At 67.6% G+C, this 25,415-nt stretch carries 26 protein-coding genes and 1 pseudogene; 9 read left to right on the top strand and 18 right to left on the bottom strand.

All coding sequences use genetic code 11. From position 1 onward, the window contains the following. Positions 1-59: 59 nt before the first annotated feature. A complete protein-coding gene (locus QM714_RS05150) occupies positions 60-2,123 on the top strand; it encodes an APC family permease (RefSeq protein ID WP_415098229.1) in 2,064 nt (687 codons plus the stop codon). Positions 2,124-2,174: 51 nt separating this feature from the next. Further along, on the top strand, positions 2,175-3,281 hold the full coding sequence (locus QM714_RS05145) for a class I SAM-dependent RNA methyltransferase (protein WP_415098227.1): 1,107 nt from the start codon (positions 2,175-2,177) through the stop codon (positions 3,279-3,281). 186 nt (positions 3,282-3,467) lie between these two features. Here the strand turns inward: QM714_RS05145 and QM714_RS05140 are convergent, their stop codons facing one another. Then, positions 3,468-3,653, bottom strand: coding sequence for a hypothetical protein (locus QM714_RS05140; RefSeq protein WP_415098225.1), 186 nt, complete (start codon positions 3,651-3,653; stop codon positions 3,468-3,470). Positions 3,654-4,298: 645 nt separating this feature from the next. Here QM714_RS05140 and QM714_RS05135 point away from each other — a divergent pair. Beyond that, positions 4,299-4,475 carry a hypothetical protein gene (locus tag QM714_RS05135; RefSeq protein WP_415098223.1) on the top strand — a complete coding sequence of 59 codons (177 nt, stop codon included), beginning with the start codon at positions 4,299-4,301 and terminating at the stop codon, positions 4,473-4,475. A gap of 103 nt (positions 4,476-4,578) precedes the next feature. On the opposite strand, the gene QM714_RS05130 is transcribed toward QM714_RS05135, so the two are convergent. The 6 genes from QM714_RS05130 to QM714_RS05105 all read right to left on the bottom strand — a co-directional run bounded on the left by QM714_RS05130 (position 4,579) and on the right by QM714_RS05105 (position 7,385). After that, a complete protein-coding gene (locus QM714_RS05130) occupies positions 4,579-5,532 on the bottom strand; it encodes a DUF4192 family protein (protein WP_415098221.1) in 954 nt (317 codons plus the stop codon). Positions 5,533-5,573: 41 nt separating this feature from the next. Continuing rightward, on the bottom strand, positions 5,574-5,936 hold the full coding sequence (locus tag QM714_RS05125) for a hypothetical protein (protein WP_415098219.1): 363 nt from the start codon (positions 5,934-5,936) through the stop codon (positions 5,574-5,576). Further along, positions 5,933-6,220 (bottom strand): ribbon-helix-helix domain-containing protein, encoded by a 288-nt coding sequence (locus tag QM714_RS05120; RefSeq protein WP_415098217.1) that lies wholly within the window; start codon positions 6,218-6,220, stop codon positions 5,933-5,935. Before QM714_RS05120 ends, QM714_RS05125 begins: the two co-directional genes overlap by 4 nt. A 114-nt stretch (positions 6,221-6,334) precedes the next feature. Then, entirely contained in the window at positions 6,335-6,649 is a 315-nt protein-coding gene (locus tag QM714_RS05115; protein ID WP_415098215.1) for a DUF86 domain-containing protein, read from the bottom strand. Between the two features lie 29 nt (positions 6,650-6,678). Beyond that, positions 6,679-6,984 (bottom strand): nucleotidyltransferase family protein, encoded by a 306-nt coding sequence (locus QM714_RS05110; protein WP_415098213.1) that lies wholly within the window; start codon positions 6,982-6,984, stop codon positions 6,679-6,681. A 104-nt stretch (positions 6,985-7,088) separates the two neighbouring features. Then, positions 7,089-7,385 carry a hypothetical protein gene (locus tag QM714_RS05105; RefSeq protein WP_415098211.1) on the bottom strand — a complete coding sequence of 99 codons (297 nt, stop codon included), beginning with the start codon at positions 7,383-7,385 and terminating at the stop codon, positions 7,089-7,091. Positions 7,386-7,765: 380 nt separating this feature from the next. Between QM714_RS05105 and QM714_RS05100 the strand changes: the two genes are divergently transcribed. Beyond that, a complete protein-coding gene (locus QM714_RS05100) occupies positions 7,766-8,224 on the top strand; it encodes a GNAT family N-acetyltransferase (protein WP_415098209.1) in 459 nt (152 codons plus the stop codon). Positions 8,225-8,421: 197 nt separating this feature from the next. Here the strand turns inward: QM714_RS05100 and QM714_RS05095 are convergent, their stop codons facing one another. From QM714_RS05095 to QM714_RS05060, 8 genes are all read right to left on the bottom strand, one after another. Continuing rightward, on the bottom strand, positions 8,422-8,676 hold the full coding sequence (locus QM714_RS05095) for a helix-turn-helix domain-containing protein (RefSeq protein WP_415100985.1): 255 nt from the start codon (positions 8,674-8,676) through the stop codon (positions 8,422-8,424). A gap of 201 nt (positions 8,677-8,877) precedes the next feature. Then, complete coding sequence (locus tag QM714_RS05090) at positions 8,878-10,071, bottom strand: MFS transporter (protein WP_415098207.1); 1,194 nt, start codon at positions 10,069-10,071, stop codon at positions 8,878-8,880. Positions 10,072-10,119: 48 nt separating this feature from the next. Continuing rightward, complete coding sequence (locus QM714_RS05085; RefSeq protein WP_415098205.1) at positions 10,120-10,494, bottom strand: FCD domain-containing protein; 375 nt, start codon at positions 10,492-10,494, stop codon at positions 10,120-10,122. Continuing rightward, complete coding sequence (locus QM714_RS05080) at positions 10,460-10,789, bottom strand: GntR family transcriptional regulator (protein WP_415098203.1); 330 nt, start codon at positions 10,787-10,789, stop codon at positions 10,460-10,462. Before QM714_RS05080 ends, QM714_RS05085 begins: the two co-directional genes overlap by 35 nt. 103 nt (positions 10,790-10,892) lie before the next feature. Further along, the gene (locus tag QM714_RS05075; protein WP_415098201.1) at positions 10,893-11,639 is read right to left on the bottom strand and encodes an amino acid ABC transporter ATP-binding protein; all 747 of its coding nucleotides are present in this window, start codon (positions 11,637-11,639) and stop codon (positions 10,893-10,895) included. Then, on the bottom strand, positions 11,636-12,772 hold the full coding sequence (locus QM714_RS05070) for an amino acid ABC transporter permease (RefSeq protein WP_415098199.1): 1,137 nt from the start codon (positions 12,770-12,772) through the stop codon (positions 11,636-11,638). The genes QM714_RS05075 and QM714_RS05070 overlap by 4 nt, the downstream gene beginning before the upstream one ends. Before the next feature lie 2 nt (positions 12,773-12,774). Then, positions 12,775-13,683 carry an ABC transporter substrate-binding protein gene (locus QM714_RS05065; RefSeq protein WP_415098197.1) on the bottom strand — a complete coding sequence of 303 codons (909 nt, stop codon included), beginning with the start codon at positions 13,681-13,683 and terminating at the stop codon, positions 12,775-12,777. A gap of 30 nt (positions 13,684-13,713) precedes the next feature. Beyond that, positions 13,714-14,454 carry an acetoacetate decarboxylase family protein gene (locus QM714_RS05060; protein WP_415098195.1) on the bottom strand — a complete coding sequence of 247 codons (741 nt, stop codon included), beginning with the start codon at positions 14,452-14,454 and terminating at the stop codon, positions 13,714-13,716. Between the two features lie 376 nt (positions 14,455-14,830). Between QM714_RS05060 and QM714_RS05055 the strand changes: the two are divergent. The 4 genes and pseudogenes from QM714_RS05055 to QM714_RS05040 all read left to right on the top strand — a co-directional run bounded on the left by QM714_RS05055 (position 14,831) and on the right by QM714_RS05040 (position 20,056). Further along, positions 14,831-17,645: pseudogene (locus QM714_RS05055) on the top strand (aconitate hydratase). A gap of 19 nt (positions 17,646-17,664) precedes the next feature. Next, complete coding sequence (locus QM714_RS05050) at positions 17,665-18,069, top strand: YjbQ family protein (protein WP_415098193.1); 405 nt, start codon at positions 17,665-17,667, stop codon at positions 18,067-18,069. Positions 18,070-18,213: 144 nt separating this feature from the next. Beyond that, positions 18,214-19,575 carry a hypothetical protein gene (locus QM714_RS05045; RefSeq protein WP_415098191.1) on the top strand — a complete coding sequence of 454 codons (1,362 nt, stop codon included), beginning with the start codon at positions 18,214-18,216 and terminating at the stop codon, positions 19,573-19,575. Then, positions 19,568-20,056 (top strand): SigE family RNA polymerase sigma factor, encoded by a 489-nt coding sequence (locus QM714_RS05040; protein ID WP_415098189.1) that lies wholly within the window; start codon positions 19,568-19,570, stop codon positions 20,054-20,056. Before QM714_RS05045 ends, QM714_RS05040 begins: the two co-directional genes overlap by 8 nt. On the opposite strand, the gene QM714_RS05035 is transcribed toward QM714_RS05040, so the two are convergent. The 3 genes from QM714_RS05035 to QM714_RS05025 are packed head-to-tail and all read right to left on the bottom strand — an operon-like array spanning position 20,057 to position 23,545. Next, positions 20,057-21,382 carry a M20/M25/M40 family metallo-hydrolase gene (locus QM714_RS05035; RefSeq protein WP_415098186.1) on the bottom strand — a complete coding sequence of 442 codons (1,326 nt, stop codon included), beginning with the start codon at positions 21,380-21,382 and terminating at the stop codon, positions 20,057-20,059. After that, a complete protein-coding gene (locus QM714_RS05030) occupies positions 21,379-21,996 on the bottom strand; it encodes a prolyl oligopeptidase family serine peptidase (RefSeq protein ID WP_415098184.1) in 618 nt (205 codons plus the stop codon). The genes QM714_RS05035 and QM714_RS05030 overlap by 4 nt, the downstream gene beginning before the upstream one ends. Further along, entirely contained in the window at positions 21,929-23,545 is a 1,617-nt protein-coding gene (locus tag QM714_RS05025) for a hypothetical protein (protein WP_415098182.1), read from the bottom strand. The genes QM714_RS05030 and QM714_RS05025 overlap by 68 nt, the downstream gene beginning before the upstream one ends. A 42-nt stretch (positions 23,546-23,587) precedes the next feature. Here QM714_RS05025 and QM714_RS05020 point away from each other — a divergent pair, with 42 nt between their 5' ends. Next, a complete protein-coding gene (locus QM714_RS05020; protein WP_415098180.1) occupies positions 23,588-25,414 on the top strand; it encodes an ABC transporter substrate-binding protein in 1,827 nt (608 codons plus the stop codon). Position 25,415 lies beyond the last annotated feature (1 nt).

Below are 25,415 nucleotides of genomic sequence, written 5' to 3'. Positions count from 1 at the left end.
GTATCCCAGGATGGCCCGTCGTCGTCGGTCAGGCGGTGGGTTGGACTAGCCTCTCGTTCGTGGGCATCGGAGACGTCTCGAAGAGACTTCTGCTCGGCCGCAAGCTCCGTAGCTCGCAGCTGGGCGAGACGCTGCTGCCCAAGCGGATCGCACTGCCGGTCTTCGCCAGCGACGCTTTGTCGTCGGTGGCCTATGCCCCGGACGAGGTCTTCATCATGCTGTCGGCGGCCGGAGTGGCCACCTACACGTTCAGTTGGAAGATCGGCATCCTGGTGGCCATCGTCATGCTGACCGTCGTGGCGTCGTACCGACAGAACGTGCACGCCTACCCCAGCGGCGGCGGCGACTACGAAGTCGCCACCGTGAATCTCGGTCCGACCGCCGGCGTCACAGTCGCCAGCGCACTGCTCGTCGACTACGTGCTGACCGTCGCGGTGTCGGTCTCCTCCGGGGTGGCCAACGCCGCCGCGGCCATCCCGATCATCCACGGCCATCGGACCTTGGTCGCGGTCCTCCTGGTCGCCCTGCTCGCCGCGGCGAACCTGCGCGGCGTGCGCGAGTCGGGGGCGCTTTTCGCCGTGCCGACCTACGGCTTCATGATCGCCGTGATGGGGATGGCGGCATTCGGCCTGGTCCGCGGCCTGACCGGTGACCTACCGCAGGCCGAGAGTGCCGACTACCACATCGCGGCGGAGCCGGGCTTCAGCGGAGACCTGACGACCATCGCGCTGGTCTTCTTGCTGGCGCGCGCCTTCTCGTCCGGATGCGCTGCGCTGACCGGCGTCGAGGCGATCTCGAACGGCGTCCCTGCCTTCCGCAAACCCAAGAGCAGGAACGCCGCCACGACGCTGTTGCTGCTGGGCACCATCTCCATCACCATGCTGCTCAGCATCATCGTGCTCGCCGACAAGATGAATCTGCGGTACGTCGATCCGACCGACCCGGACTCCGCCGGTCGGCTCACCGACGCAGCGGGACACCCGATCGACCCGGGCAGCCAGCACACGGTGATTGCCCAGCTGTCCCGGGCGATCTTCGACCATTTCGACCTCGGCTTCTACTTCGTGATCGCGATGACCGGGATCATCTTGATTCTGGCGGCGAACACCGCCTTCAACGGCTTCCCGGTGCTGGCCTCGATCCTGGCCCGGGACGGCTATGCCCCTCGGCAGCTCGGCAGCAGGGGCGACCGGCTCGCCTACTCCAACGGCATCGTGTTCTTGGCCTTCATCGCGATCGTGCTGATCATCGCCTTCCATGCCCAGACCACCCGGCTGATCCAGCTCTACATCGTCGGTGTCTTCGTGTCGTTCAACCTCAGTCAGCTCGGCATGATCCGACACTGGACGCGCAACCTGCGTTCGGAGACCGATCCGGCGACGCGGCGCCGGATGATGCGCAGCCGGGCGATCAACACCTTCGGGCTGGGCATGACGGCGGCAGTGTTCGTGGTGGTGCTGTTCACCAAGTTCCTCGCCGGCGCCTGGATCGCGATCTTGGCCATGGTGGTCTTCTTCGGCCTGATGAAGGCGGTGCGTCGGCACTACGACTCCGTCGAGGCCGAGCTTGCCGCGGACGACCAGGACAAGGTGCTGCCGACCCGGGTGCACGCGATCGTGCTGACCTCCAAGCTGCACAAGCCCACACTGCGTGCGCTGGCCTTCGCCAAGGCCACCCGGCCGAACGCGCTGGAGGCCGTCTACGTCAGCACCGACCCGGTCGCGACCGACCGGCTGTTGGAGGAGTGGGACGAGCGCCGGATCGACGTCCCGCTCAAGGTGCTGCACTCGCCCTATCGGGAGGTGGTCAGGCCGATCGTCGACTACTGTGCGGAGATCCGCAAGGCCAATCCCCGCGGAGTCGTGGCGGTCTATGTCCCGGAGTACGTGGTCGGCAAGTGGTGGGAGCAGCTCCTGCACAACCAGACCGCGCTGCGACTCAAGACTCGTCTGCTGTTCGCTCCCGGTGTGATGATGACCTCGGTGCCCTACCAGCTGCGTTCGTCGCTGGAGAGATCCCACGAGATGTCCTCCGATGCGTGGAACCATGCCCTAGACCTACGGATGGGTCAGGTGCGTTCCGACAGCAGCACCCAGGTGCAACGCCACAGCAGGCAGGACTGACCTCCGGTGGGCAGGAGGTCGCCGCGGTCCCGAGTGGCTCGCGGCCGGTCGATGGTGGGTGAGCGTTTCACCGTGGACGCCGGACCGATCGCCCACGGTGGCTCCTGCGTCGCCCGGGTCGGCGAGGCCGGCGGACGAGTGGTCTTCACTCGACATGCCCTGCCCGGCGAGCGGGTCGTCGTCGAGATCACCGAGGGCACCGAGGGCGACCGATTCTGGCGCGGCGATGCCGTCGAGGTGCTCGTCCCCTCCTCGGACCGGGTCTCGCCGCCGTGTCTGGTGGCCGGCCCCGGTGGCTGTGGTGGCTGCGACTTTCAGCACGTCTCGCTGCCCGCCCAACGACGGCTGAAGGCGGAGGTGGTCAGTGAGCAGTTGCGCCGCCTGGCCGGGTTGGACGTAGCCGTCGAGGTCGAGGCGGCCGCGCTGGAGGACACCGGCCTGCGCTGGCGGACCCGGGTCCGCTACGCGTCGACACCCGATGGTCGCCGCGGCATGCGCCGCTATCGCTCGCACGAGGTGATCCCCGTGGAGGACTGTCTCCTCGCGCGCCAGGATGCTCGGGAGCCCGGCCTGGGCGAGGTGGTCGAGCGAGTGGCTACCGCGATGGGTGAGCACGATTTCACCGTCGCGGCCGACGGATTCTGGCAGGTCCACCCGGCTGCCCCGGCCGTGCTCGTCGAGGCCGTGTTGGATCAGCTTCGGCCGAGGGCGGGGGAGCGGGCGGTGGATCTCTACGCCGGCGTTGGCCTGTTCAGCGCCTTTCTGGCCGACCGGCTCGGCGAGGACGGTTCGGTGCTGGCGGTCGAGGCGGATCGGACCGCCGCGCGACATGCTGCCGCCAACCTCGCTGGCCGGGCGGGCTGCAACGTCGTCTGCGCACCGGCGGCTCGCGCCGAGGTGGACGGTCTGGTCGATCTGGTGGTGCTCGACCCGCCACGCGAGGGCGCCCGCCGCGCCGTTGTCGAGAGGGTCTGCGCGTGGCGACCGCGCGCGGCGTCGTACGTCGCCTGCGACCCGGCCGCGCTCGCCCGCGACCTGGCCATCTTCGCCGAGCACGGCTATCGACTCACCGCGCTGCGCGTCTTCGACCTCTTCCCGATGACGCACCACGTCGAATGCGTGGCCCTGTTGACGAAAAGTGGCTCTGACCTGCGATGATGCGATTCGACTCTCGTTGTTGAACCTCGCGAAACTGGGCCTGAGGGCTCACTTTGGGCTCGCTTTGAGTTTGAGACCGGCCCTGACAGCGGACCTGACGACCCCCGGGGAACGCGAAGAACGGCCCATGGGCCACCGCGCAATGCGAAGTGGGCTACGGGGCCACTCGGAGATTCGGAAGGGCTCTCAGAGCCCGATAGCGGAGTCGTCCGGGGGATCGCTCCGGGGAGCCAGCCGCTCGGTCGCAGCCCGGTAGTCCGGCACTACCAGCCGGCGGTTGATGTAGTGCCGCTCGGTGACGGTCTTGGACGTCTGGCCCAGCTGGTCCTTTGCGGCTTCGGCGTCGTAGACCTCGTCGATCTCGGTCGCCACCGTCCGACGGAAGGAGCGGGGCCAGACGTCGCGGAGCGCGTCGATGTCGGCGTACTCGTCGAGCTAGCGGATGTGCCACAGCCGACTCTGGACGTTGCCGGGAAAGGAGTCCGACCCGGTGTGACGACTACCTGCTGCTCGAGACCTACGCGCCCACGTGCCTCGCCATAGAGTTCGGCATCGACAGCATAGATCTCGGAGCAGGCCACCTCGAACCGAAGGTCAGTCGCGGTGCCACGCTCGAAGAGCGTTTCCATCTCGCGTGGCGAGGGCACCGGGTCGAGGCTGAGCGGGCCACCGAACTCGTCGACAACGGTGACCCGTTCGCCCCGGCCTGGAAGGTCTTTCGCGAGTGGGTCTCGATCTCGCCGCGAACAGCGACCGACGGGCGACCCTGCTCGCTGAGGCGGTTGAGTTCGCACGCCGGGGAGTCGCGACGTCTTCACCGAGAAGCAGCTACTCCAAGGTGTCTCGGCAGCCGTACCAGCCGAACATCGGCATGACGAGACTCGTAAACATCAGCACGGAGAAGCTGGGCGACATCGCCCCAAGTCACGGGGGTGTTCGCGGATGCATGGCGGTACATCGACGGACATTCCCAGGTCGAAAGCGAACACCGACCACATCACTGTCACGCCCGCTGGCATGTGGGTCATCGACGCCAAGCGATACAAGGGCAAGCCCGAGTTGCGCATCGAGGGCGGCATCCTGCGCCCGAGGGTCGAGAAGGTGCTGGTTGGTCGTCGCAACTGCACCAAGCTCGTCGATGGTGTCCTCAAGCAGGTCGACCTTGTCAGGAACTCGTCGGCGATGTCCTGGTGACCGGTTCCGTCGGAGCAGGTCGAGGTCCTACGAGTCTGGCGAACGCCCGTTCCAGGAGGCTAGTTGGAGGGCGGTGGTGGTAGGAGATGTCCATGACGCCCGCTCACATCCCCATCGCGAGTCGAGTCGTGCCCCGCTCAGTCGTCGCCTGGCGAGGAGCGAACGAGTACGCTCCGCGATCTGTCGACAGGGTCTTCGACGCTTCCCACTCGCGCGGGTGCATCGCGCTCTGGACAGCGGCGGCGACGAGGTTGGCAAGGGCGTAGGGCTTGCCCTCGGGCACCTGGTCGAGGGCGCACCATGCGAGCGCGCCGTGTCCGCCCAACCAGCTCGCGAACCCGAGGAGGGAGGCTGGCGCGGCTCGAACGTCGTCGGGTGCCCGCTTGGTCATGTCGAGCCACAGGCGGTCGCGTGTCGGCGTGGACTCGACGGCCACGAGGAGACGGGCCGCGTCGGCGTCGGAAAGCCGGACGCCGTCGCGCTGGAACCGCTGCATCCGGGCGAGTGCCCAGCGGCCCTCGGCCGTGGCCGTGTTGGTGCGGGCGGTCTCGCGCGTTCCGGGGAGCAGCGCCGCAACGGGTTCGTGGTCGCCGACAAGCGACTCGGCCAGCGATTCGCGGCTCGCGGCCGGTTGGGCGCGCCCGCTGAGCACGGTCGCGGCGGCGATGGTCTCGCGGGCGGCGTCGGTGCGCAGCCCCATGTCGCCGGTGTCGAGATCGGCCCAGCGGGCGGCGTCGGCCCACAGCAGGATCGGCGTACCGATGCCGATGTCGCCGAGCCGGGTGGCGAAGTCTTGGCCGACGACGTTGGCCTGCTCGCGGTCAGCGCTCAGGCAGACGATGGCGACGTTGCAGCCGGGCTGGGCATAGCGCCGGAAGGCATCGCTGATGGAGCGCCAGACGACTTCGCGGTCCCGGGCGGTCGCGGGAATGTCGACACGAGCCACCGGGAGGTCGGATCGCAGAGGGAGGAACACGATCGACTCTTCAGGAAGCCGAGCAAGTGCGGGATGACCGCGACGAGTTCGTCGGGGGAGTGGATGGAGAGTGTCATGCACAGCAGGTGTGCACGCTGCACCGTCCGACGGTGCGGTGCCGGTTACTGCCAGTCGCTTGCTGGGTCGAAGTTCAGCGCGGGGTCCTGAACTTCATGGAGCAGGCGAGCGACTTGGAGCTGATCGCCGACCCAGCGGCAGATCAGGACATGCCTTGGCTTTCGCACCCGGCCGCCCGGACTGCGCATGACGCTCTGGGCGAGGTGCCAACTGAGGACGTCGCCGGGCAACTCGGCTCGTTTCTTGAATCCGAGGGCATTGGGGTCATGAGCAGCGTGCGCGATGGCGGCGGCGATCAGCGCTGAGTATCGGGCTTCCGCGGCGGCGCCGAAGTTCTCGAAGGACCACTCCAGCGCGTGTGCGATGTCGTTCTGGGCAGAGCCCGAGATGTGAGGCTCGGGCTTCACTGCCTCGGCGTGCTCGGGGAGAGACGTGGGCTCAGCCCGTTGATGAAGGAAGGGAGGTCCTCAACCGCGACCGCAGTGAATCGACCGTTGTCCAGGTCATCGAGCCCGGTCTGAACTGCCTCGCGGAACGCCTCGACCTTGGCGTCCTGTGCCCGCTGGTCCGCTTCCATCTTCCGGAGTGCGAAGTCCACGACTTCGGCCGCGTCCTTAGCTTCGCCGCTCTCGACGACAGCAGCGACGTACTCGCGACCGTGGTCGCTGAGCGGGACGTTCTGCGTGGTCATAGGGGCACCTCCTGAGTCGATTCTAGCGCCGAAGGGGCGGGAGGGCGGGGCACTGCGCGGTTCACGCAGCGGTTCAGCTCTGCTGCGAACGGAGCGATCGCGCCGAGCACTCAGTCAGTCGGTGGCTTCTGACGCCGCTGATGAGGCTTCCGCCAGGAGCGCGTCCAAGACTTCGATGAGGTTTGGTACGTCCTCGGTCGCCGCTACCCACACCTGGTGGGGGTCGACCTCGGCGTAACCGTGAATCAGCACGTTGCGCATTCCGATGACCTTGTGGACATGAGGAATGCGTTCGGCGGTCACAGGGTCGGCCTTACGGAGTTTGTTCAGTGCCTCTCCGGCGACTTCGAGCTTGCGCTCCACTGCCGCTTGCAGCAAAGACCCAGAGAGTTTGATCCGCCATGAACGCGTGGACCGACTTGGCCGCATCCAGTGCGTCCCAAAGAAACGCTGGCGCTTCAGGCCGCATAGAGATCCTCGGCGCTGGCGTAAGCAGACCTCGCGAAGAACGGGTTGCGGATGGCGCTCTCCTCGACGAGATCCACCGAGCGTCCGGTGATCTCCTCAAGTGCATCCTTGAAGTCGAAGTAGGCGTGGAAGTGGTTCGGAACATCCGGGGAGAAGGTCACCAGGAAGTCCAAGTCGCTGGAACTTGGGTCGAAGCGGTCCGAGGTCGCGGAGCCGAAGATGCGCAGGCGCAGCACGCCATGCTCGACGCAGGCGTGCGCAATCGCCTCGCGGTCAAGTAGGAGCAGCGCATTCATGGTTCAAGACTACCCGTCTCTTCCGTGGCGTCCTTGATCGTGAGCTTCAGCGACCTCCCGCCGCGGTACCCCTCGTTCGGGGAACAGACGTTGTAGTCGCAGGCTCAGTCGAGGTGGTAGCGGGCGCGGGCCCTCGCAATCAGGTCAGAGGAGTCGATCTCTCCAGCGACATAGGCGGCCGAATCCGAAACGGCTGCCTCGGAGACGGTGAGTCCTTCCATCTCGGCGCTGTGGATCGCCTCGCCGACCACCCGTGCACGCTTGTCGCGAGCGGCTGCCAACTCGGCCTTGGCGAGGGTGATCGCCTCGTCCTCGGAGATGTCCTCGCCGGTGCGGTAGGACGCCAGCGTCCCGGCCAATCCAGCGTCGCTCGGTGCGCTCTGCTCTTCAGGCCGGGTCATGCGTCACCTCCTCACGTTCGTGTCCGTCGCGCTTCAGCCTACGTTGGGGGAGCGAGGTCTCGACCTGGTTCTGTGTTCGTTTGCGGCCGTCGGCGACTGCTGACAGGAGGGCTCGGAATGGGCTCGCTTTGATTCGCAAGCCCCCGCAAACAGCGACCGACGAGCGCAGTGCCTGAAATCGGCATCGTCGCAGGTCAGCGGCCGTTTTCGCCCGCCGATCGCAGCCGATCGCAGCCGAACGCAAACACCTGCAATCACGCGTAACGTCGCCGGTGTGTTCCCGATGACGCACCACGTCGAATGCGTCGCTTTGCTGACGAGAACCGACGAGAAGGAGGACGGGCCCACGTGAGCGACGCTTCCGCCCGAGGACCCCGCTGGTGGGTCACGACCTGCGACAGCGACGAGCCGCTTGCAGCGGCCAGTCTTCTAACCAGTACCGGCATCACTACGGTGAGCCCCCAGAAGCAGATGGGCGCGCTGTCGGCTGGCTGACCGAGATGGTCCGGTCGAACGCGCTCACGCTCTACGCGGCGCGGGTGGACTCAGTTGCGGATGCGCCTCCAGTCGGGCTGGCGACCAGCCACACGATCCCTGCATCCTTGACAATGGGGCAGGTCTGGCAGTTGCGCGACCTCTATGTAGTCCCCGAGGCCCGTCACCAGGGTGCGGGAGTCGCCCTCGTCAATGCGGTGCGCCATGCAGCTATCGCCGCTGGCACCACACGACTTTCGCTCGTGACTGAACCGGACAACCACGTTGCTCTCGACCTTTACCGGAAGCTTGGATTCAAGCCTGTCGAGGATCTGGCATCGCTCAGCCGCGATCTCCGAAAGTGAGGCAGGGTAGCGGTCGGCGGCGTCCCTCGGTGCCGACCATCAGCGTTGCCAGTGGCGATCGCGCAGCCCACGGCGCAGGCGCTCTCGTCGTCCAAGCGCGCTTCACAGCGCACGCATACGACGCCTCGGAACAACACGCCCGGCTGGTCGGAGTCGGCGGGGCGAGAGCGTTCGCGTCCAGGAACAGGACGGCGGGCTCACTCACCGAACAACTCGGCCTCAATGTCAGGAGCACTGGCCTCAGCCATTCGGCGCATCAGTTCGTGGTTGTACCGCTCGAACTCGGCCAAGGGGATTCGGTGATGGGTGCCGACCTTCGTTGCCGCACAATCACCGTTGGCGATCCTGCGCAGCACCGTCGACCGCGACATGCCCAGTCGCTTGGCGACCTCGGCAGGAGATGCGCAATGCTCTGTGCATGGAGAGTTGGTCGCAACCCTGTCTTCGGCCAGATTCTCGACCTACCTGGCGGCTGCTGACGGCGATCCTGCGCTCGGTCTGGAGTTGTACGCCATGCATGCATGCATGCATGCGAGCATGCGTTGCGAGCGCACTGATGCTGCCAGCCCACTTCGTGGCTTGCCAGCGCACTCGCCTCGCAGCGCTCGCGACGGCGGCATTGATCAGCGCTTCCCTCATGAGGCGAGCAGGGCTCACGCATCGGATCGCCGACGCACCTGGGTAAGACCGAGCAGGAGGAGTACGGCGGCCGCCACAGCCGAGCCCGCGCGGAAGCTGAGCGCGTGGGCGATGACGCCGACAGCGATCGCGCCGAGGCCCACACCGCCGTCGAGGCCGACGTTCCAGGCGGCGCTCGCGACTTGTCGCCGTGCGGGGTCTGCGACCAGGAGAGCACCGAGCAGCGTGAGCGTCTGCAGCGCCCCGAAGCCGGCCGCCACCGCGGCAATGGACACGTACTGCAGCGGCACGGATCCAGCGGGGGCGAAGACGAGCGCACCGAGAACGAGGCCGACGAGAGTGCACCCGATGGCCATGGCGGTGAGGCGGGCGGAGCCCTCCGAACGGGCCAACCGGCCGACGCCCCACCGACCAAGGGCATTGCCCACCCCCCAGACTCCGAGACCCGCGGAGGCGACGGCGGCGGAGACGGCGAACGAACCGACGAACGTCGGCAGCCAGCCTGCGCAGAGACCGGCCGCGAACACCAGCACCGTCGCGGCGCGCAGGCGACGGTCGGTCCGGACCAGAGCCACGGGTCCGAACGCAGGCACCCCCGAGGCGCGCACCGGGTTCGGGTCCTGATCGATACCCAGCCGAGGGGTGAACAGGAGACCCACCAGCGCGGCACTGCCCATCGCGAACGCGACACCGTAGCCAAATGACTCGACGAGCACCATACCGAGCGGCACGAAGATCAGGTTCGGCACGGTGATCGACAGGCTGTAGAAGCCGGCGGACCTGGCCAGCCCGCCCGGCGGCGCCACCCGGGCCAGAGCTGCGCTGCCGACGACGGCCGAGAGCCCCAGTCCAAGGCCCCGAGCACCGCTGAGGGGCAGCACCCATGCCAACGAGTCCGACACGACGAACAGCGGGCTAGGCACCGCCATCAGCAAGAGGCCCAGTTCGAGGGCACGCCGGCTTGAGATGCGCCGTACGACGGCCGGGGCGAGGGCCGCGGCGACCACGGTGGTCAGCATCAGTACGCCGGTCACGAGTCCAGAGCCCACCGCACCATGCGCGCCGGCCACCCACAGCGGTGCCACCGCGAGCAGCAGGCACAGTCCGCTCACGTAGCTGGCGGTCACAAGCGTCAGCGCCACGAGGCCGCGGGTGAGATGGGACTGCCTTCGGATGGCCGTGGGCACGCCGCCGTCAGGCTCACGCATCATGCACGCCTCCGACCCGCGCCCCGCGCACGAGCTGTGAACGCCAGATCAGGCAGGGTTGAGGATGTCTCGCACAATCTGGGAGTCGTGGGCGATGTGTTCTTGCAGCAGCGTCCGGGCGAGGTCGCCGTCACCGGCCTTGATGGCTGCGGCCAGCGGTCGATGATCCACATGCTCGTCCCGATCGACAGGCGTGATTCGCTCCAGGGCCAGATACCACATCCGCAACCCGAGGTTGAAGTAGTGGTCGAGTGTGTTCTGAAGATGCCGGTTGCGCACCATCGCAAACACCATCCGGTGCACGGTGGCGTCACCGTCCACCTCTGCGCCGAATGTGGCCGCGGCGAAGGACATCTCGGCCAGGTTTTGTAGTTGCTCGCGTTGTTCTCTAGACGCCCGCAGCGCCGCCAACCGCGCGGCCATGCCTTCGAGCTTCGAGTCGCACCTCGGTGATCGCACCCAGATCCTCTAGACGAACCTCGGTCGCGAAGGTGCCCCGCCGCGGATAGACCGTAACCAGTCCGTCGGTCTCCAGCCGGTTGAGGGCTGAACGCACGGGCTGACGGCCGACCTCGAACTCTTCGGCGATCCGCTTCTCGTTGAGCGGTTCGCCCGGGGCGATCTCCAATCGGACGAGCTTGGGAAGGAGGCGGCCGTACACCTCGTTGACCAGCAGCGGCCGACCTGTGGAGTATCGCCCTCGCCGACTCCCGTCCATGCGTGGTCCCCCTCCCCTTGGTCGTTGGCTGGCCCCCGCAGAGTGTTGCTCACCTTAGAGGCTCTTGCCGTGGGGCCCTCGGCCGGGGCGCGCCCGCTATTCCTCACAGCCGACCGGCCTCCAGCACGCGCCGAAGGAAGCTGCGGGTCGCCTCTTCCTGCGGATTCTCGAAGATCTGTTCGGGCGGGCCGGACTCCACGATCCGGGCCTGGTGCAGGAAGCAGATGCGATCGGAGATCTCTCGAGCGAACCCCATCTCGTGGGTCGCCAGGAGCATGGTCATGCCCTCGGCGGCCAACTCGCGCACCATGTCGAGGACCTCCATGACCAACTCGGGATCCAGCGCTGAAGTAATCTCGTCCAGGAGGAGAGCTTGCGGTCGCATGAGCAGAGCACGGGCGATGGCTACCCGCTGCTGCTGGCCCCCCGAGAGCTGATCCGGGTAGGCATCCGACTTCTGGAGGAGCCCGATGCGGCTCAACATGTCGCGCGCGTCGCTCTCAGCCTCCTCTCGACTGAGAGTCCCCGTAGAGATGGGGGCCGCGACACAGTTCTTCAGCACCGACATGTGGGGGAAGAGGTTGTAGCTCTGGAAGACCATCCCGACCTTGCGCCGCAGATCGACAAGGTTCACCCCGGCACCCGAGACGAGGTCGCGCTCGACCAGAACCTCACCGCTCTGAATCTCCTCAAGCCCGTTGGTGACGCGAAGGAGGGTCGACTTCCCCGACCCCGATGCGCCAATCAGGGTGATCACCTCATGGCGGTCCACTTCGAGCGTCACCTCGTCCAGGACGGTGTGCGCGCCGTACCGCTTGGTGACCTTGTGGTACTCGATGAACGTGGTCACATCACCCTCCCAAGTCTGCGGTCCTGTCGCGAGACCAGATAGTCGACTAGCCGCGTCTGCGGGATTGTGAGCACGACGAACAGCACGCACACCACCGTGACCGACGAAAGGTTGAAGTAGTTGGCCGAGTAGATCTTGGCCTGGGTGAAGGCATCCATGACGCCGACCACGTAGACCAGTGCGGTGTCCTTCTGTAAACCGATGAAGACGCTCAGCATCGGCGCCGCGATCGTGCGAACGACCTGGGGCAACACCACCATCCGCATCGTGGCGGCGGGAGTGAGCCCCAGCGAGAGAGCAGCCGACCGTTGGCTGCGGTGAACTGCCTCGATCCCGGCGCGGAACTGCTCGGCCTGGTAGGCCGCATAGGTCATCGTCAACGCGACGATCGCGTAAAGCGTCGGACTCTGCTCGGAGAGCACAGGGATCTCGGTGAGAGGGATGCCGAAGCAGACCAGGTAGATGACCACGATCGCCGGAAGCCCACGAAAGACGTCGATGTAGGTGACGGCCAGGAATCGCAGCGGCCGAGAGGACGTGCCACGCATTTGGCGAACCAGTGCGAGCAACAGCCCCAGCGCCAGCGACATCACCTCGGCGCCAACGGCGATCAGGATGTTGATCCTGAGCGCCTTGGTGATGTCGGCCACGCTGGCCTTCATCAGTTCCCCCTGCAAGAAGGTGGACCGGACCGCTCCGTCGTTGGTGGTGATGAATACGCCAATCGCGAGCAGAACCAAGAAGAAGCCGCCTAGCCCGACGGCCACGAGCGAGGCATGTCTCGACGTGGCTGCGGCGTGGCGGGCGGCCACCCAAGCACAGGCCCGCCACTCCGCATTGCACCGACTCCGCTCGATGACCGCGCGGCCACACGAGACCACCGCTGCCACGATGCCGCAGAGCCCGATCAGAGCCAGGATGATCCGCATCCCCGACTGACCGGCGGACGCCTGGACAGCCACGACGGCCAGGGCGACCATCACCAGCGACACCAGCACGCCACCGGCCAGCAGGCCGTCGGTCGGCAGGGGGCGGGCAGGCGCGAAGCCCTGGCTCGCCTCTTCCGTGATCAGCAGACCCGTCGGGGCAACGGGCTCGCTTTCGGCCCGGTCGGGGGTGAGGTCGCCGCTCACGACTACCCAGCCGTCCAGACTGGCAGGTCGTTGGGGTCGCCGCCGAGAAGCGGGTTGAGCCACTTGCCGAGGATGTCGTCCAAGGTGCCGTCGCTCTTCATATCGTCGACGATGGTCGAGACGATCTCGGTGTTCTCCGAACCCTTCGGGAGCAGGGGCGCGACCTTGCTGCCGGTCTTGTACTGGGCGATGACGTCGATCTTGCCGCCGGACTTCGTGGCCCACGGCATCACCGTCGTCGTGTCGTTGAGTGCCACGTCGATCTGGCCCGCCAGGAGTGCGTTGAACATGTCGTCGTTGTTCTGGAACGTGCTCGGCGTCTGCGACGGCTTGATCTCGTCGTTGACGAGCGCCTCCTGCCGGGAGCCGGCCAATACGCCGATCTTGGCGTCCGCCATGTCGTCCTCGGCGATAGACTCTCCGCTCTTGATCGCGACCCCGGTCTCCACCGACATGTACGGCGTCGCGAAGTCGACGACCTCCTCGCGCTCTGGGGTCACGATGATGTCCCATAGGGAGAGGTCGAAGTCCTGGGTCTTGGCCGTCACCAACGCCTCGAACGACGTCGTCTTCAGCGCGATCTTGGACAGTCCACCGCGGTTGGCGATCTCCGCTGCCAAGCAGTAGAGGTAGCCGCCGTCGACTGTCTCCGGCGTCTCACCGTCGTAGGCGCCGGGAGAGGGCAGCGGTACCGCCACGGTCAGCACGCCGTCCGTGATGGGCTTCAGTTCGTGCACGGTCGGTGAGTCGGTGACCTCGCACTTGCCGAAGTTGCCTCCCTCGGCGGACTCCGAGGAACTCGAGGACTCTGACCCCGAACATCCGGAGAGAGCGAGGCCGACAACAAGGAACAGACTGCCGATTGCCGTTCCGGGACGGCGGGTGAAGAACCGATGAGTGGGTGTGGACATGACGCCTCCTGAGGGCGGTGGGAGCCGGGATCAGGCCAACGACGCGACGATCGTCGGCGTGCCGTTCTCGCGAGTGGCGTGGAAGTCACCGATCGTGAACTCCGCGCCGAGGGTCTCGAGGATCTCGAGTTGCTGGTCGCCGGCGACGATCTCGTTGCCGAGCTTGACGATCGCCGTCCCGCGCCGGACCTCCTTGAGTTCGAAGTCCTTGGCGGTGTTGCGGCTGATGATGTCGAAGGAGTCGAAGCCAGGCCCATTGACCTGAGGGACCGCGCGAACCTGGAGGTGTGGGTACACCGAGAAGCCCTTCCAGGCCTCCCCGGTCACGGCCTCGTCGAAGCGCACCTCGACCTCGAACATCGTCTCGCCCTCCAAGGTCACCCGACCCGAGACGCCGTTGTCTTCCTCGTCGAGCGCGATCAACGCGAAGTGCTTGGGGTAGCCCCACAGTTCGCGTCCGGCGGCCACGGTCGTGTGCTTGTCCTCCCACTCGTAGTAGTAGTTGCCACCCACGACCTCGCCGTACTTGACGGACAAGATGATCGCCGCGTCGTAGTAGGTCGTCGTCGAGTTGTTGCCGAAGTCGGCGATCGACACGACGAACCTGTCATCGGCGAGCTCGAACGGCGTCGGCTCAAGGAGCTTCTCGAGCTGATCACGACGACCTCGGCAATAGACCGACAGGCTACGCAAGTCGGGGCAGTCGTAGGTGTGGTCCCCGGAGCCGTAGCCCAGGAACTCGAAGAACGAGCTGATGTCGTAGTCCTTCATGTGCATCCTTTGTAGTGGTTTGACGTACAACTGACATGTTAGTCATCGCATTAGGGGCATGTCTAGAGCGGCACTTCCGGTCTTCACCGACTTCGAGGTTGAGCAGGCGCGCGTCCGAGGGGGACAACTCCGCGGCAACCTCGGTCGGCGCGCCGAGCAGGAAGTCCATGGCCGCACCGGGCGGCATCGTCGGAGAACCTCGCGTCAGCGAACGCTGGGCCGGCATCGAGTCGGCGACCGGATAGCGCACCCTCGGTTTGGCGCGGTCGCTCCAGGTCAGGTATCTTGATATCAAGAGAGTTTGGCCCGGGTTCCACCGGTGTGGTGCCCGACGGCAAGATGGAGCGTGAGCTTTGCCGGACCCGAGGAGGACCCGATGACCATCCAGGACAGTTTCGGCGCCAGGACCACCCTCGAGGTCGGTGAGCAGAGCCTACGACTACTTCCGGCTGGACGCGGTCGCCGGCGAAGGGCTCGACGTCGCGTCCTTGCCCTACTCCTTGAAGGTGCTGCTGGAGAACCTGCTCCGCACCGAGGACGGCGCGGACATCACGGCCGACGACATCCGCGCGCTGGCCGGCTGGGACGAGACCGCCGAGCCGGACAAGGAGATCCAGTTCACCCCGGCCCGGGTGATCATGCAGGACTTCACCGGTGTGCCGTGCGTGGTCGACCTCGCCACCATGCGCGAGGCGATGGCCGACCTCGGCGGTGATCCGTCGAAGATCAACCCGCTCGCGCCCGCCGAGATGGTCATCGACCACTCGGTGATCGCCGACGTCTTCGGCACCCCGGAGGCGTTCGAGCGCAACGTCGAGATCGAGTACGAACGCAACCGTGAGCGCTACCAGTTCCTGCGCTGGGGCCAGGGCGCTTTCGACGACTTCAAGGTCGTCCCGCCCGGCACCGGGATCGTGCACCAGGTCAACATCGAGCACCTGGCTCGGGTGGTCTTCACCCGCGACGGCGTCGCCTATCCGGACACCTGTGTCGGCACCGACAGCCACACCACCATGGTCAACGGCATCGGCGTGGTCGGCTGGGGCGTGGGCGGCATCGAGGCGGAGGCCGCCATGCTCGGTCAGCCGGTCAGCATGCTCATTCCGCGCGTGGTGGGCTTCAAGCTCTCCGGCGAGCTGCCCGAGGGCTCGACCGCCACCGACCTGGTCCTCACCATCACCGAGATGCTGCGCCAGCATGGTGTGGTCGGGAAGTTCGTGGAGTTCTACGGCGACGGCGTGGGCGCGCTGCCGCTGGCCAACCGGGCCACCATCGGCAACATGAGCCCCGAGTTCGGCTCCACCATTGCGGTCTTCCCGATCGACGAAGAGACCATCAACTACCTGCGGCTGACCGGCCGCTCGGAGGAGCAGCTCGCCCTGGTCGAGGCGTACGCCCGGGCGCAGGGGCTCTGGCACGACCCGGACGCAGCGGGCTATGTGGAGCCGCGCTACTCCGAGCGGCTCGAGCTCGACCTGGCGACGGTGGTGCCGTCCCTGGCCGGGCCCAAGCGGCCGCAGGACCGGATCCAGGTCACCGACGCCAAGGCCTCCTTCCGGGCTTCTCTGCTCGACTACGTCGGGGCCGAGTCCGAAGCGTCGGTCGGCTACGACGAGAGCGTCGAGGAGTCCTTCCCGGCCTCGGACGCCCCGGCCTGGCACGGTGCGACCAACGGAGCGCCCGCTCCCTCCGACCACCTCTCTGCCGCGCCCCGCGACGGCGGTCGGCCCTCGTCGCCGGTCCCGGTGACGCTGGAGGACGGCACCCGGTTCACGCTGGACCACGGCGCGGTGACCATTGCGGCGATCACGTCCTGCACCAACACCTCCAACCCGTCGGTGATGATCGGCGCCGCGCTGCTGGCCAAGAAGGCGGTCGAGAAGGGCCTGCAGCGCAAGCCCTGGGTCAAGACCACGCTGGCGCCCGGGTCGAAGGTGGTCTCCGACTACTACGAGCGGGCCGGCCTGACGCCGTACCTCGACAAGCTGGGCTTCAACCTGGTCGGCTACGGCTGCACCACCTGCATCGGCAACTCCGGGCCACTCATCCCGGAGGTCTCGGCGGCCGTGAACGAGGCGGATCTGGCCGTGGCGGCGGTGCTGTCCGGCAACCGCAACTTCGAGGGGCGGATCAACCCCGACATCAAGATGAACTATCTGGCCTCGCCGCCGCTGGTGGTCGCCTACGCGCTCGCCGGGTCGATGGACGTCGACCTGTTCGACGACCCGCTCGGCACGGACGAGGCGGGCAACCCGGTCTTCCTGCGTGACATCTGGCCGTCGCCGGTCGAGATCGAAGAGGTGATCGCCGGCGCGATCTCGGCGGAGACCTTCGCCGCGGAATACGCCGACGTGTTCGCCGGCGACGACCGCTGGCGGTCGCTGCCGACCCCCACCGGCGACATCTTCGAGTGGGACGCGGAGTCGACCTACGTCCGCAAGGCGCCGTACTTCGACGGCATGCCCGAGGAGCCGGAGCCGGTCTCCGACATCGTGGGCGCGCGGGTGCTGCTCAAGCTGGGTGACTCGGTCACGACCGACCACATCAGCCCGGCTGGCGCGATCAAGAAGGACTCGCCTGCCGGCCGCTACCTGTCCGAGCACGGCGTCGAGCAGCGCGACTTCAACTCCTACGGCTCCCGTCGCGGCAACCACGAGGTGATGATTCGCGGGACGTTCGCCAACATCCGGCTGCGCAATCAGCTCGCTCCCGGCACCGAGGGTGGCTTCACCCGTGACTTCATCCAGGGCGGCGAGGTCAGCTCGGTCTACGACGCCTCGGTGAACTACCAGGCCGCCGGGGTGCCGCTGGTCGTGCTCGCGGGCAAGGAGTACGGCTCCGGCTCGTCGCGTGACTGGGCGGCCAAGGGCACCGCGCTGCTGGGTGTGAAGGCGGTGATCGCGGAGTCCTACGAGCGGATCCACCGGTCCAACCTGATCGGGATGGGGGTGCTGCCGCTGCAGTTCCCTGCCGGGGAGACCGCCGAGTCGCTCGGCCTGACCGGCGAGGAGACCTTCGCCATCACCGGCGTCACCGAGCTCAACGAGGGGCGCACCCCCCGGACCGTGACGGTCACCGCCGACGGCAAGGAGTTCGACGCGGTCGTCCGCATCGACACCCCCGGTGAGGCGAACTACTTCCGCAACGGCGGCATCATGCAGTACGTCCTGCGCAACCTGCGCCGCGGCTGAGCCGCGGTCTCCGGTTCCCGTGGACTCGACCACGCAGCATTACCGCACCGGCGGCCACGAGGTGGTCGAGGACATCACCCGCGATGCGACGGAGTTTGTCGCTGGAAGGGGAGACGGGCTGCTGCACGTGTTCGTCCCACACGCGACCGCGGGGCTGGCCATCCTCGAGACGGGAGCCGGCAGCGACGAAGACCTGCTCGCCGCGCTGGCGGAGCTGCTGCCTGCTGACGACCGATGGCGGCATCGACACGGCTCCCGCGGCCACGGGCGATCCCACGTGATGCCGGCCCTGATCGCGCCGTACGCCACCATCCCGGTGCTGGCTGGTCACCTTACGCTGGGCACCTGGCAGTCGCTGTGCCTGGTCGACCTCAACGTCGACAACGACGTGCGCGAGGTGCGGTTCAGCTTCCTCGCGGGCTGACCAGTCGGTCGGGGAGCCGGGCTACTTCGGTGGGAGGGTGCGGGTGTAGGCCAGCCCGCCACCCAACCTGCTGGGGTGCTGGAGGCGTAGGAGTGGGTGACCGGGCGTCGGGCTCGGGAGACGTTGCGGCCGGGAGGATGACGCGTGGACCTGAAGGACCGACTCGTCGACCTCACCGACGAGCTCACCGACGTGCGGCCGCCGGTCGGCCTCTGGGATCGGGAGGTACGCCGCCGGCGGCGAGCACGTCGCGACACCATCGCCGTGATCTTGGTGGCGGTGCTGGCCGTTGCCGGTGTGCTCACCGGGTCCTGGCGAGCATCTCGCCAGGTCGCCCCGGTGAGTCCCACCGGCAAGACGTTCCTACCGGACGAACTCTTCACGCCGTCGAAGTGGCTTCCGGGCACCGATGAGGGCGGTGAGCTGGGGCCGCTGATCGCGGCCTACCCGACCTCACGTGGCTCCTGGTGGGGATCGCGCCCTGGCGTCGTGGGCGTCAGCGCTGCGACAGGGGAGTACCGCTTCTTGGACTTGCCGGACCTGGCCGACGCCGACATCGCCCTCTCGCCGGATGGCCGGCAGGTGGCCTATTGGCTGCGTGGGGGGTCCTCGGCAGCTCCCAACGACCGACACCTCGACACGGTGACCGGGATCGCGGTGTATGACACCTCCACTGGTGAGGTGCGGCGCTCCCCGGTAGCCACCGATCACGGCCTGTCGCCCAACACCGTCTTCTTCGCCGACGCGAGCACCCTGGTGGCGTCGTTCGGACAGTGGCGCGGAGGATACGACGACCCACCCATGGAGCAAGCCTCGGCGGCCGACGCGACACCGCTCGTGTGGCGGCTCGATGAGTCGACTCCGGTCGAGACCGGACTCCACTCCAGTCTGGACACCAACCCGGCCGCGCGGGCCGGTCGCTTCTGGGCCGGGTCACGCCATTCACCTCTGGTGGACCTGACGCGCGTTTCAGGCCCCACGTATCGAAAGTTGCGGCTGCCCTATACCCCGATCGGCACCATCGGGAGCACGAGCATGGGAGCGCTGACACTCGACGCTCGACGGCTGGCCGTCATGGCCTCCCAGCGGCAACCCGACCGGATGCCCAATGCGGTCACCGTCTACCACATCCCACCCACGCCGAAGCCGTGCTGTGAGGCCGGGCATGTGGTGCCCAACAGCCGCGGCACCTGGGCGGTCATCGGGTGGATCGACGACCAGCATGTGGCGATCATGCGGAATCAAGGCCGCTATGAGGACATCTCCGAGAGCGGAGCGCTGTTCTCGACCGATGAACGCACAGGCGAGTCGACGCAGCTGGTGTCGATGTCGAGGCTCGGCGAGGGCCTCAACTGGATCTGGGCGCTCGACCTGCTTGGCTCGCCGACCGGCCAGGGTGTCGAACCACCGAGGCCGTGGGATCCGCGGCTAGTCGCCGGGGGGATCGCCGGCATCCTGATGGTGTCGGGGCTGGCCGTCTGGCTGCTCAGGCGGCGCCGTGGCTGAGCGGGAGGACTTCGAGGAGTACGTCGCGGCGCGCTACGGCGCGCTGGTGCGGTCGGCGTACCTCCTGGTCGGCAACCGAGCCGACGCCGAGGATCTGGTGCAGACGGCGCTGAGCCGGCTGGTGTCCGCGTGGCCGCGGATCTCGGGCGATCCCGAACGCTACGTCAGGACCGTCCTGGTCCGAGAGTCGGTGACCCGCTGGCGTCGTCGCCGCTGGCGGGAGGTGAGCACCGAGCGGTTGCCCGAGGCCGCTGCGCCGGGGCAGCTGGACCAGGCCGCGGCCGATCGGGTCGCGTTGCACTCGGCGCTGGGGCAACTGTCACCGAGGCAGCGCGCGGTGGTGTTCCTCCGGTTCTACGAGGACCTCACGGTCGCCGAGACCGCCGAGGTGCTGCGCTGCTCTGAGGGCACAGTCAAGTCGCAGACCCACGATGCCCTGGCTCGCTTGCGTGGCCTGCTCCCGGACCTGACGCCGCAATAGTCAGCTGAGCAGCCGCCGGGCGAGGTCGAGGTGGAACTCGACGGAGTAGAGCAGGTCGTCGACGTGGACGCGCTCGTCTGCGTTGTGGTAGCCGGCGTCGATGACCTCGGTCGGTGTGGTCCGGAAAGGGGAGAAGCCGTACGCCGCGGTCGGTCCGGCGGCGCGTAGGAAGCTGGAGTCGGTGAAGCCGGTGCACAGGACCGGCAGCAGGCCGGCACCCGGGTCCTGCTCGGAGACGAAGGCCGCGGCGGCGTCGGGGAGGCGCCCGTGGGGTGGCGACGCCGAGCCCGGCACCGTCGCCTCGGGGAAGCTGAGCTCGTAGCGCACGTCGTCTCCGAGCCGGTCGCGGACGGCGCGCTCGACCTGGTCGGGGGTGGTGCCGGGAAGGATGCGGCAGTCCAGCTCCATCCAGGCGCGAGCAGGCATCACGTTGCGGGCGGCAGAGCCGTGCAACAGCGTCGGCGCCATCGTGGTGCCGGCCAGCGGCGGCAGCGAGTGCACGAAGGTGGGGTGCAGGGGGATCGCCTGCTGCAGTGCTGTCGCCACGTCCGGGTCAGGGTCGTCGAGCAACACCGACAACGTGGCGTCGAGCAGCTCGGTGGGCTCCATGGTCGGCAGTCCCTGGCCGACTCGCCGCAGCAGCTCGCCGAGGTGGGGCACGGCGTTGTCGCCCAACGTCGGCATCGAGGCGTGCCCGGCTTCGCCGACGGCGGCGATCCGCACGGGCTGGGTGCCCTTCTCGCCGACCGCGAGCAGCAGCACGACCCTTCCGTCGGTCAGCTCGAGCCGCTGTCCACCGCCCTCGTTGACGGCGAGGTCTGGTCGGATCTCCGGCCGGGCCTCCAACAGCCAGCGCATCCCGACGTCGGCCGACCCGTCCTCCTCGTCGGCCACCATGACCAGCCACAGGTCGTCGGGCGGCTGGAAGCCGGAGCGGGCCAGCTCGGCGAACGCCACCGCCCTCGCCGCCACCTCGTTCTTCATGTCCACCGCGCCGCGCCCGAACAGATATCCCGTGTCGTCGACCACCGCATCGAAGGGCGGATGCGTCCAGTCCTGGGGGTCCGCCGGCACCACGTCGAGATGGCCGACGTACGCCAGCGAGCCACTTCCGCCGCCACGACCACGCAACCGCGCCACCAGGTTGGCTCGCCGCGGATCCCGCGCCACCAGCTCGACCTCGAGCCGCCCCTCGGCCGCGGTGCCACGGACCGCGTCGGTGAGGTACGCCGCGAGGTGCTCGGCCGCCTCGGTCTCGTTGCCGTTCGTGGTGTCGATCCTGATCAGTCCACGAGCCAGGTCCAGGACCTCGTCAGCCAAGCTCATGCTTTCTCCGATCGATTCGCGGGTCGATTCAGGCGGTCGAGGAGCCAGGCGTAGACCTCGGCCTCGTAGGCGAGGTGGCCGAAGCGGCCCGAGGGGCCGACGTGGGCGCCGGCGCCGGTCTCGCAGCGGAACAGGCAGCGCGGCGACCACTCCGGGTCGCTGGCGCGCAGCGCGGCCACCCACTTCGCCGGCTCCCGGACCATGACTCGGGCGTCGTGGACAGCGCCGGTGACCAGCAGGTCGGGCCGCGATCCGGCGGGTGGCAGGTTCTCGTAGGGGGAGTAGGCCAGCATCCAACAGAACTCCTCGCGGACGCGCGGGTCGCCCCACTCCTCCCACTCGGTGACCGTCAGCGGCGTCGTCTCGTCGAACATGGTGGTGACGACGTCCACGAACGGCACCTCCGCCACCACGGCACGCCACCGGTCGGGGCATTGTGAGAAGACGGCACCCTGCAGCAACCCTCCCGCAGAGAGTCCCCGTGAGGCGATCCGGTCGGGATCGACCAACCCTTCGCGGGCGAGACCATCGGCCACAGCAATGTGGTCATCGAAGGTGTGCTGCTTGTGGGCCAGCTTGCCGTCGAGGTACCACTTCCTGCCGAGCTTCTCCACCGCCGCGCAGGTGGGCGAAGCAGAACACCGCGCCGCGGTCCAGGAACGACGGCAGCGCGGGGTCCCACTCGGGCTCGAACACCGCTTCATAGGAGCCGTAGCCATAGACCAGCACCGGCGCGGTGCCGTCTAGAGGCGTGTCCCGATGGCGGATGATGGTCGCCGGCACCTGAGTCCCGTCCGCGGAGGGGAAGGTGCGCCGCTCGGTCACATACTGGGTCGGGTCGTGGCCGGGCGCCTCGCGGCGATGAACGTCGCGGCGTGCACCGGTGGGCAGGTCGACCTCGAACCAGACCGCCGGCTCGGTGTAGGCCTCGTCGACGACGAGGAAGGCGGGCGCGTCGTAGCGCGGGGTCGAGGACAGGTAGGGCTCGCCCCCGGGGAACCGGGTGCCGATGTCGATGCCGGGGCCGGCCAGGTCGTCGTGGCGGAGGATCCGCAACACGTGCTCCCCGCCGGTGCGCAGGGAGAGCACCACCCCGCCCGCGAAGGCGTCGGCCCGCTCCAGCCGGTCGGCGGGATCCTCCGGACGCGCCTCCACCCACACCGAGGCATCCTGGTCGGCTCCGTCCGGCACGGGCGCGGTCATCAGCCGGAACTCGACGGCATCGTCGTTGGTGACGATCAGCAGGTCGTCGCCCCGCGGCGTACGCCGGTGCTCGGCGTGGTAGCGAACCCCCGGGCGCCGACCGCCCACCGACCACGGCCCGCGAGAGACATCGTGGGCGTCGACGACCCAGCACTGGGAGGTCGAGTTGCTCTCCGACCAGATCACGACCAGATCCCCGCTGCGGGTGGACCGGACCACGACCTCGAACCGCTCGTCGGGCTCGTCGAGGACCAGCACGTCCTCCTGCGGTGAGGACCCGATCCGGTGCCGCCAGACCTGGAACGGCCGGTAGGCCTCGTCGTGCACCGTGTAGAAGAACCATGTCGAGTCGGCGCTCCAGGCGGCGCCGTAGTAGCTCCGGTCGACCCGATCGGGCAGGTCCTCTCCGGTGTCGAGGTCGCGGAAGCGCAGGATGAACACCTCGTCGCCGTCGTGGTCGACGGAGTAGGCCAGCAGTCGCTCGTCCGCGCTGACCGAGGTCAGCCCGAGCTCGAGGTAGCCGCTGTCGGTGAGCAGCGTGTTGACGTCCAGCACCGTCTCGGGCGGCAGGGGTTCGGCAGGGCTTTCGGCGACGTCCGACCCGTCGGAGGACGAAATCGCTTGCGAATTTGTTCCAGAACGGAGTTTTTCTCGTAACAGGAGGGCGTAGTCCCTTCCCGCAGGGTGCACCGTGTAGTAGGAAAAAGCCAGACGTCGCGTTCTCGGGGAGACCTCTGTTGGTGACACCCGCCCGACCATCTCGGTCCGCAGATCCGCAACGAGGGAGTTCAGATGGCTGCAGGAGACGTCGTAGAAGACGCGCTCGGCCGAGAGATAGGACAAGACCGCCGGGTCGTCGACGTCGCGCAGCCAGGCGTAGGGGTCGGGTCGCTCGACCCCGTGCTCGCGGTGCGTGAACGGCTGGCGAGGGGCTCGCGGCGGGGTCGGCGCAGGGGTCACGAGCGTCAAGGTACTCGCGCGCGCTGGCTGGCCGCAGCCGCGTTGTTGCTGGCCTCGCTGGCACCGGCGCTGTCACTGGGTGCGCCGCCCAGTCCGGCCGCCGCGGCCGACAAGGTCACCTTCACGGTGGCGCTGACCAACGAGGTCGACTCGTTCAACCCGTTCTTGGGCATCGAGGCCGAGTCGTTCGAGATGTGGGCGCTCATGTACGACTACATGATCACCTACTCGATGGACGACATGTCGCCCGAGCCGGGCCTAGCGAAGTCCTGGGACACCTCCGAGGACGGACTGACCTGGACCTTCCACATCCGTGACGGCATCAACTGGTCCGACGGCGAGCCTCTGACCGCCCAGGACATCGCCTACACCTACAACCGCATCCTCGACGGCGGCCCCGAATCGGCCACCTGGGGCTCCTACCTCAAGGGAGTCACCTCGGTGACCGCCCCCGACGACACCACGGTCGTGCTGAAGACCGCAAAGCCCAACGCGGTGCTGCCGCTGCTGCCGATCCCGATCATCCCCGAGCACATCTGGAAGGACGTCTCGGAGAAGGACGTGAAGACCTACTCCAACGAGCCCGAGGACGGCCAGCCCGTGGTCGGCTCGGGCCCGTTCCGGCTGGTCGAGGGCAAGGCGGGCGGCGACAGCTACCGCTTCGAGGCCAACCCGGACTACTGGCAGGGCACCCCCCACATCGACGAAGTCGCCTACCGCGTCTACAAGAGCGAGGATCCGGCGATCGCGGCTCTCAAGAAGGGCGAGGTCGACTTCGCCGAGGCGATCAGCCCGATCCAGGTCAAGGCGTTGCAGGGTGAGCCGGGCATCACCGCCATCAACGGCAACTCGCCGAGCTTCGACGAGATCGCGTTCAACACCGGCTCGGTCGACGTCAAGACCGGCAAGCCGATCGGCGATCCGAACCCCGCCATGCTCGACCCGAAGTTCCGCTATGCCCTCGGCTTCGCGATCGACCGCGACAAGTTGATCGAGACCGTCTACCAAGGAGCCGGAGAGCCGGGCACCACGATCATCCCACCGGCCTACAGCCAATGGCGGTGGGACCCACCCGAAGACGTCGCGTTCAGTTTCGACCTCGACCGGGCCGGCGAACTGCTCGACGAGGCCGGCTACAAGCTGGGCTCCGACGGGTTGCGCACCCAGCCGGACGGGTCACCGATCGGGACGCTGCGGCTGGCAGCTCGCAGCGACTCGGACATGGATGCCTCACTGAACACGATGAACTACTTCAAGGAGTGGCTCGGCGAGCTCGGCATCCAGGCCAGGGTGGACACCTACGAGTCCAGCAAGCTCACCGACGTGATCTTGGACGGGACCTTCGACATGTTCCAGTGGGGCTGGTACGTCGAGCCGGACCCCCAGTCGATGCTGTCCTACCTGACCTGCGACCAGCGAGGGAACTGGTCGGACTCGTGGTACTGCAACAAGAAGTACGACAAGCTCTTCGACGAGCAGAGCATCACCGTCGACCGAGCCAAGCGGGCCGAGATCGTCAAGAAGATGCAGGAGATGCTCTACGTCGACGCGCCGTACCTCGTCACCGCCTACAGCACTATCGGCGAGGCCGTGCGCAGCGACCGGTTCGCCTGCCTGCGTCCGCAGCCCGACCCCGGTGGGATCTGGCTGTTCCAGTATGGCGCCTACAACTACATCAATATGAGGCCGGCGTCGGAGGCCAGCGAATGTGCCGGCGACAAGAGCGCGAGTCAGGCCACCGCGGCGGGGGAGAGCGGTGGCGTCAGCACCGGTGTCCTGGTCGGCGGCGGCATCGTGCTGCTGGCGCTGCTGGGCGCCGGCGGCGTGGCGATGATGCGTCGGCGGAGCACGACGGACGACCGGGAGTGAG

This window comes from Nocardioides sp. (assembly GCF_047602075.1).
Lineage (GTDB): Bacteria > Actinomycetota > Actinomycetes > Propionibacteriales > Nocardioidaceae > Nocardioides.
The sequence above is the reverse complement of the archived record's forward strand: the minus strand, read 5'-3'. Positions and strand labels throughout refer to the sequence as shown.

Excerpts from the sequence above, each read along its gene's own strand:
- QM714_RS05085 (WP_415098205.1), bottom strand. The coding sequence starts at position 10,494 with ATGGCCGCGCGGTTGGCGGCGCTGCGGGCGTCTAGAGAACAACGCGAG.
- QM714_RS05135 (WP_415098223.1), top strand. The coding sequence starts at position 4,299 with ATGTGGGTCATCGACGCCAAGCGATACAAGGGCAAGCCCGAGTTGCGC.
- QM714_RS05145 (WP_415098227.1), top strand. The coding sequence starts at position 2,175 with ATGGTGGGTGAGCGTTTCACCGTGGACGCCGGACCGATCGCCCACGGT.
- QM714_RS05110 (WP_415098213.1), bottom strand. The coding sequence starts at position 6,984 with ATGAATGCGCTGCTCCTACTTGACCGCGAGGCGATTGCGCACGCCTGC.
- QM714_RS05060 (WP_415098195.1), bottom strand. The coding sequence starts at position 14,454 with ATGAAGGACTACGACATCAGCTCGTTCTTCGAGTTCCTGGGCTACGGC.
- QM714_RS05115 (WP_415098215.1), bottom strand. The coding sequence starts at position 6,649 with ATGCGGCCAAGTCGGTCCACGCGTTCATGGCGGATCAAACTCTCTGGG.
- QM714_RS05090 (WP_415098207.1), bottom strand. The coding sequence starts at position 10,071 with ATGCGTGAGCCTGACGGCGGCGTGCCCACGGCCATCCGAAGGCAGTCC.
- QM714_RS05065 (WP_415098197.1), bottom strand. The coding sequence starts at position 13,683 with ATGTCCACACCCACTCATCGGTTCTTCACCCGCCGTCCCGGAACGGCA.
- QM714_RS05105 (WP_415098211.1), bottom strand. The coding sequence starts at position 7,385 with ATGACCCGGCCTGAAGAGCAGAGCGCACCGAGCGACGCTGGATTGGCC.
- QM714_RS05080 (WP_415098203.1), bottom strand. The coding sequence starts at position 10,789 with ATGGACGGGAGTCGGCGAGGGCGATACTCCACAGGTCGGCCGCTGCTG.
- QM714_RS05035 (WP_415098186.1), bottom strand. The coding sequence starts at position 21,382 with ATGAGCTTGGCTGACGAGGTCCTGGACCTGGCTCGTGGACTGATCAGG.
- QM714_RS05120 (WP_415098217.1), bottom strand. The coding sequence starts at position 6,220 with ATGACCACGCAGAACGTCCCGCTCAGCGACCACGGTCGCGAGTACGTC.